Annotated in this window: 7 protein-coding genes; 5 read left to right on the top strand and 2 right to left on the bottom strand. The window is 69.7% G+C overall.

The window, feature by feature from the left end; translation table 11 throughout:
• Positions 1 to 148 precede the first annotated feature (148 nt).
• The 5 genes from ADY01_RS31280 to ADY01_RS31260 all read left to right on the top strand — a co-directional run bounded on the left by ADY01_RS31280 (position 149) and on the right by ADY01_RS31260 (position 4055).
• Positions 149 to 1105 (top strand): ABC transporter ATP-binding protein, encoded by a 957-nt coding sequence (locus ADY01_RS31280; protein WP_049580092.1) that lies wholly within the window; start codon positions 149 to 151, stop codon positions 1103 to 1105.
• The gene (locus ADY01_RS31275; RefSeq protein WP_078900773.1) at positions 1102 to 2040 is read left to right on the top strand and encodes an ABC transporter permease subunit; all 939 of its coding nucleotides are present in this window, start codon (positions 1102 to 1104) and stop codon (positions 2038 to 2040) included. The genes ADY01_RS31280 and ADY01_RS31275 overlap by 4 nt, the downstream gene beginning before the upstream one ends.
• Positions 2037 to 2954, top strand: coding sequence for an ABC transporter ATP-binding protein (locus ADY01_RS31270; RefSeq protein ID WP_049580091.1), 918 nt, complete (start codon positions 2037 to 2039; stop codon positions 2952 to 2954). The genes ADY01_RS31275 and ADY01_RS31270 overlap by 4 nt, the downstream gene beginning before the upstream one ends.
• Before the next feature lie 19 nt (positions 2955 to 2973).
• Complete coding sequence (locus ADY01_RS31265) at positions 2974 to 3696, top strand: ABC transporter permease subunit (RefSeq protein ID WP_049580095.1); 723 nt, start codon at positions 2974 to 2976, stop codon at positions 3694 to 3696.
• A gap of 98 nt (positions 3697 to 3794) precedes the next feature.
• The gene (locus ADY01_RS31260; RefSeq protein WP_053171408.1) at positions 3795 to 4055 is read left to right on the top strand and encodes a DUF4190 domain-containing protein; all 261 of its coding nucleotides are present in this window, start codon (positions 3795 to 3797) and stop codon (positions 4053 to 4055) included.
• A 117-nt stretch (positions 4056 to 4172) separates the two neighbouring features.
• On the opposite strand, the gene ADY01_RS31255 is transcribed toward ADY01_RS31260, so the two are convergent.
• Positions 4173 to 4754 carry a hypothetical protein gene (locus ADY01_RS31255; RefSeq protein WP_053171405.1) on the bottom strand — a complete coding sequence of 194 codons (582 nt, stop codon included), beginning with the start codon at positions 4752 to 4754 and terminating at the stop codon, positions 4173 to 4175.
• 390 nt (positions 4755 to 5144) lie between these two features.
• Positions 5145 to 5999: an NAD-dependent epimerase/dehydratase family protein gene (locus tag ADY01_RS31250; protein WP_049580090.1), complete on the bottom strand. Its 855-nt coding sequence runs from the start codon at positions 5997 to 5999 to the stop codon at positions 5145 to 5147.
• Positions 6000 to 6306 lie beyond the last annotated feature (307 nt).

The raw sequence follows: 6306 nt of genomic DNA, 5'->3' as shown, positions 1-6306 counted from the left end.
GGGGAAAGGCCCGGCCAGGGGCGGGATCGGGGGCGGACGGCCGGGCCGCGGGCCACTCCGCGGCGGTACGCGTCCCCTAGGGGGCGGATTCCGACCGCCCTACCGGAGTGGGACGCGCGGGGTGCACAATCCCACTAGCGTCGTCGTCGTGAGCGTGATTAAGACCGAAAGCCTGACGAAGCGGTACCCCAAGGTGACCGCTCTTGACCGGCTGACCGTGGACATCGGGCCGGGCGTCACGGGCCTGGTCGGCGCCAACGGGGCTGGCAAATCGACCCTGATCAAGATCCTCCTGGGCCTGGCCCCGGCGACCGAGGGCACGGCCGAAGTGCTGGGCAAGAACTCGGCCGAGGAGGGCGGCGCCATCCGCGAGCAGGTCGGGTACATGCCCGAGCACGACTGCCTGCCGCCCGATGTCTCGGCCACCGAGTTCGTCGTGCACATGGCGCGCATGTCCGGCCTGCCGCGCACCTCGGCGCGCGAGCGCACGGCCGACACCCTGCGCCACGTCGGCCTGTACGAGGAGCGGTACCGCCCCATGGGCGGCTACTCGACCGGCATGAAGCAGCGGGTCAAGCTCGCCCAGGCCCTGGTGCACGACCCGCGCCTCGTGCTGCTCGACGAGCCGACGAACGGGCTCGACCCGGCCGGGCGCGACGAGATGCTGGGCCTGATCCGCCGCATCCACAGCGACTTCGGCATATCCGTGCTGGTCACCTCACACCTGCTCGGTGAACTGGAGCGCACCAGCGACCACATCGTGGTCATCGACGGTGGCAAGCTGCTCCGTTCCCAGACCACGGCGAGCTTCACCGAGGTCACCGCGTCACTCGCCGTCGAGGTCACCGACAGCGACGCGCACCCGGACGGCACCGGCGCGCTGACCGCCGCGCTCGCGGGCCGCGGCCTCGCCGTGACCGCGGGCGCCGGCCACCTCGTCTATGTGGACGCCGCCGAGGACGCGGTCTACGACGCGGTGCGCGACACCATCGCCGACCTGGGCCTCGGCCTGATCCGCATGGAACAGCGCAGGCACCGCATCGCCGAGGTGTTCCAGGACGAGCAGGCCGCCGCCGTGGCGATGGCCCAGGAGGTGACCACATGAGCAGCCAGGCGATGCCCCCGGTTCCCGCGGGCCACGGCGTGCGCGGGCCGGACGCGCCCGCCCACGACGCCCGCATCCACGACATCGGCTACCGGCGCTACGACGGCGAGCGCCTGGGCGCGATGTACGCGCGCCGCTCGCTTCTCGTCCACTCGCTGCGTGGCGCGTTCGGCCTCGGCCGCTCGGCCCGCGCGAAGGTGCTGCCGTTCGGCCTCTTCGCGATCATGTGCCTGCCCGCCGTCGTGATGGTGGCGGTCGCGGTGACGACGGGCCTGGACGAGCTGCCGATCGACTACACCGCCTACGCCATGTTCCTGCAACCGATCATCGGCCTGTACCTGGCGCTGGCCGCCCCGCAGATGGTCTCGCTCGACCTGCGGTTCAAGACGATCCCGCTCTACTTCTCGCGCCCGATCGACCGCTCCGACTACGTCGCGGCCAAGGCGGCGGCGCTGGCCGTGGCGCTGTTCCTCTTCATCGGCATCCCGCTGGTGATCGCCTACGCGGGCGGCCTGCTCGCGGAGCTCGGGTTCGGCGGCCAGACCACCGCGTTCCTGCGCGGCCTGCTGATGACGGCCATCTTCTGCGTCCTTCACTCCGTGATCTCGCTGCTGATCGCCTCGTTCACGCCGCGCCGCGGCTTCGGCGTCGCGGCCATCATCGCGGTGCTGACCATCCCCTACTTCGCGGCCACCGCGATCATGGCCGTCGCCGACGAGCAGGGGAACACCGACGCGGTCGGCTGGCTGGCGCTCTTCTCTCCCGGCACGCTGATGGAGGGGATCGAGGCCACGTTCCTCGGCGGCGAGGTGGAGTTCCCCGGCGAGGTCATGCCGAGCGACGCGGCGGGCGTCGCCTACCTGGCGGCCACCGCCGCCCTCACCGCCCTCTGCTACGTCCTGCTGACGCGCCGCTACCGGAAGGCGGGCCTGTGACCACCGTCCACATCGACAAGACGTCCCGCTGGTTCGGCAACGTGGTCGCCGTCAACGACGTGACCATGGACATCGCCCCCGGCGTCACCGGCCTCCTCGGGCCCAACGGCGCGGGCAAGTCCACCCTCATCCACATGATGAGCGGCTTCCTCGCCCCCTCCTCGGGCGCCGTCACGCTGGACGACCGCCCGATCTGGCGCAACGCCGCCGCGTACCGCGACATCGGCCTCGTCCCGGAGCGCGAGGGCATGTACGACTACCTCACGGGCGGCGAGTTCGTGCTCGCCAACGCCGAGCTGCACGGCCTGCCCGACCCGAAGGGCGCCGCCCGCGTCGCGCTGGACACGGTCGACATGTCGGCGGCGGCCGACCGCCGCATCTCCACCTACAGCAAGGGCATGCGCCAGCGCGTGAAGATGGCGTCCGCGCTGGTCCACGAGCCGTCGGTGCTCCTGCTCGACGAGCCGTTCAACGGGATGGACCCGCGCCAGCGCATGCATCTGATGGAGCTGCTGCGGAAGATGGGCGACGAGGGCCGCACGGTGCTGTTCTCCTCGCACATCCTGGAGGAGGTCGAGCAGCTCGCCACCCACATCGAGGTGATCGTCGCGGGCCGCCACGCCGCCTCGGGCGACTACCGCAAGATCCGCCGCCTGATGACCGACCGCCCGCACCGTTACCTCGTCCGGTCCTCCGACGACCGCGCGCTCGCCGCGGCGCTGATCGCCGACGAGTCCACCAGCGGCATCGAGTTCGACGCGGGTGAGCGCGCCCTGCGCGTCCAGGCCGTCGACTTCGGGCGCTTCACCACCGAACTCCCGCGGCTGGCACGTGAGCACGGGATCCGGCTGCTGACGGTCTCCCCGTCGGACGAGTCCCTGGAGAGCGTCTTCTCCTACCTGGTCAGCGCGTAAGGAATGTGAGATGTCCGCGATCTACAACCACACCGTCGCCCGTCTGACCTACCGGGCGCTGCTCGGCCGGCGACGCGCGCTGATCCTGCTGTCCCTGCCCGCGCTGCTGCTGGTCATCGCCGTCGTGGTGCGCGCGCTCGGCGGCATGGACGACCGTGCCGCGACGGAGATCCTCGGCGCCTTCGCCCTCGCCTCGATGGTGCCGCTGATCGGCGTCATCGCGGGAACGGGCGCGATAGCGCCGGAGATCGACGACGGCTCCATCGTCTATCTGCTCTCCAAGCCGCTTGACCGCATGACGATCATCGTCACCAAGCTGTTCGTGGCGATCGGCGTGACCGTGGCGTTCACGACGGTCCCGATCCTGCTGGCCGGGATGATCCTCAACGGCAACAGCCAGCAGATCGCCACCGCGTTCACCGTGGCGGCGGCCGTCGCCTCGGTCGCCTACAGCGCCGTCTTCCTCCTGCTGGGGACGGTCTCGCGCAACGCCGTCGTGTTCGGCCTCGTCTACGCGCTGATCTGGGAGGCCGTGTTCGGCAGCGTGGTCCCGGGGGCGCGGACGCTGTCGATCCAGCAGTGGTCGCTCGCCCTGGCGGAACGGATCGCGGGCGACGGCGCCGACATCTCCTCGGAGGTGGGGCTGCCGACGGGGGTGATCCTGCTGACGGTGGCCACGGTGCTCGGGACCTGGTACGCGGGGCGGCGGCTGCGCGTGCTGAAGGTGGCCAACGACGAGTAGCGGCCCATCCCGTGGGATAACGGGAGCATAACGGGCGGGACTCAGGGCACCCGGTGCTGCACGCACGTGAAAACAACCTCTATGAGAGGGAGGTTCACATGGCGACGCACCGCGGTTCCTTGACGAGGCGCGAGAGCAGTGGCCTGGCCACCGGCGCTCTGGTGAGCGGAATCGTCGGCCTCTTCTTCGCCGGTCTCGTCCTCGGCGTCCTCGCGGTGGTGCTCGGAGTGCTCGCGCACCGCCGCGTCCCCAGCGGTACCGCCAAGGCGGGAATCGTGCTGGGCGTGGTGGACATCTGCCTGTCGATCTTCGTCGTCTCGGCGGCGATGAACGGCGACGGCTGGTATGTGACGGGTTGAGGGGAGCGGCCGGAGGTGGTTCCCGGCATCGTGATCGGCCGCCCGCGACACAAGGAAGAGGCGTGGCCGACGCGGTGTGCGTCGGCCACGCCTCGTGGGGGCGGCGGTGCGGCCCGACTACGGGAGGGCGGCGAGCCGTTCGCTCATCGCGCAGACGATACGCTCCGTGTTATCCACACGGTTTTCCACATGCTCCAGTCGAACGGACATCCTGTGGATAACGGGGCCCAGCTCTTGCAGAACCTCCCCGATGTCCACAATCGCCCGCTCCATTCCCTCGCGTTGACGCGGCAGACGGCTCTCCGCGTCGAGCAAATAGGTACGAACCAGGCGCGCCACGTCGCTGTCGCGCAGCAGCATGGCGACGTTGAGGACCGTGCGGCGGGAGTAGAGGGTGAGGTGGGCGCGCCCCTGTGGATAACTCTTCTTTGAAAAGGACAGGTTGTCCATTTCAAAGACCCGCAGGTCAGAGCCTCTCAGTACCCGGAGCCCGTTGGCGACCAGCTCGTCGCGGTGCCGCTGGGTCAACTTGGCGATGACCTCCCTGTGGACAACGAAGTAGGCGGCGACCGCCTCCGTCGTCACATGGACCCCGTCCGGCAGCATCGCGAGGCCCTTCACCTTGTCGAGTGCGTCCGTGCGTTCGGCCAGGTCGTCACGCAATGTGCGTGACTCGAGCAGTACCTTCTCGTCGGTCATGACGAGTCGATCTCCTTCGGTTGTGCTGGGATCTTGTTCGCCCGTATCCAGGGACCAGGAGCGGAGATCTGCTCTACTCGCCACTTACCGCACGACCGGCAGGCCCTGTGGGCTCCACCGGCAACCACCACTTCACGAACGCTCGTCGCCACATACTCCAGTCGCCTCCGCGCACATGTACCAACGAGGCGATCTTCATACGGTCACGCTCTCGATTTCTTCCGACCCTGTGGATAACTGCCCGCCTGAAACCGACGCGTTGTCGGTTTCAAAACCCGCAGGTCAGTGGGGGTGCGGCCGTCCCCGCCGCGTCCGGCGGCCCGCCCCCGGGCCCCCGCCTGTGGATAACTCGCGGCTGAGACGGACACGTTGTCCGTCTCTCCGGCCGCCTCACACGTGGTTGCGCCAGGTGTGCGCCGGGGTGTAGCCGAGGATGCGGCGGGCCTTGGCGGTGGACATCAAGGACTCGTGGGTGCCCAGTCCGCCCCCGACCTCCACGCCGGGGAACTCGGCGGCGGCCAGTTCGGCGGACGGCGTGGACATCACCGAGTCGGGGCTGGCGATCACGAAGACCTCGGTGCCGGCGCCGTCCCACTCCAGCCCCTTCCGCACCGCCTGCGCGCCGTCGCGGGCGTCGATGTAGGACCACAGGTTCCACCGGCGCAGCTTCGGGTCCGCGTCGAACGAGGGGAAGCGGGCGTAGTCGGCCACCTCCATCACGTTGGAGAACCGCAGGCCGACCATCTTCAGCTCCGGATCCCAGCGGCAGAGCTGGACGGCGAGCTGCTCCTCCAGGTGCTTGACGAGCGAGTAGGTGCTCTCCGGCCTGCCCGGGTACTCCTCGTCCACCGGCAGGTAGGGCGGCGGCGTGTCGAAGGGCAGGCCGAGCACCGTCTCGCTGGACGCCCACACGACGTTGCGGATGCCCGCGACCCTGGCGGCGGAGAAGACGTGGTGGGTGGAGGTGATGTTGTTGCCGAAGACCGCCGTGTTCGGGACGAGTCCGGGGGCCGGGATCGCCGCGAGGTGCGCCACGGCGTCGACGCGGTCGTAGCGGTCGTCCACCGCGGTCAGCGCCCCCACGGTCTGGCCGTAGTCGGTCAGGTCCACCCGGAGGAACGGGCACAGCTCCTCGCGCGGGGGGACGCGGTCGAGGTTGACCACGTCCCAGCCGTGGTCGAGCAGCTCCCTGACGACGGCGCGGCCGAGCTTGCCGCTTCCCCCGGTGACAACGACACGGGACATGGTGCACACACCTCTACGCGCAGTGGTTCGAATGCGAAGCGGTGCCAGACAATCACACGCGGCCCGCCCCTCGGGGACCGGCGTGTTCGTCCTCGTCCGGGTTCATGACGCGGTGCTCGTTTCCCCATGGAATGGTCAAAGAGCCGTGGAGTGATCCGAACCCTGCTCGACTGGTGGATATCGCAGGCCCTCGACGGGGAGAACGCCATGCCGGATCACGTCGCCAGTCCGCCCTTCCCGCCCGACGCGCCGGGCGGGAAGGGCGGACTGGCGACGTGATCCGGCATGGCGTTCTCCCCGTCGAGGG

Source organism: Streptomyces sp. SBT349, assembly GCF_001083795.1.
Classification (GTDB): domain Bacteria; phylum Actinomycetota; class Actinomycetes; order Streptomycetales; family Streptomycetaceae; genus Streptomyces.
The sequence above is the reverse complement of the archived record's forward strand: the minus strand, read 5'-3'. Positions and strand labels throughout refer to the sequence as shown.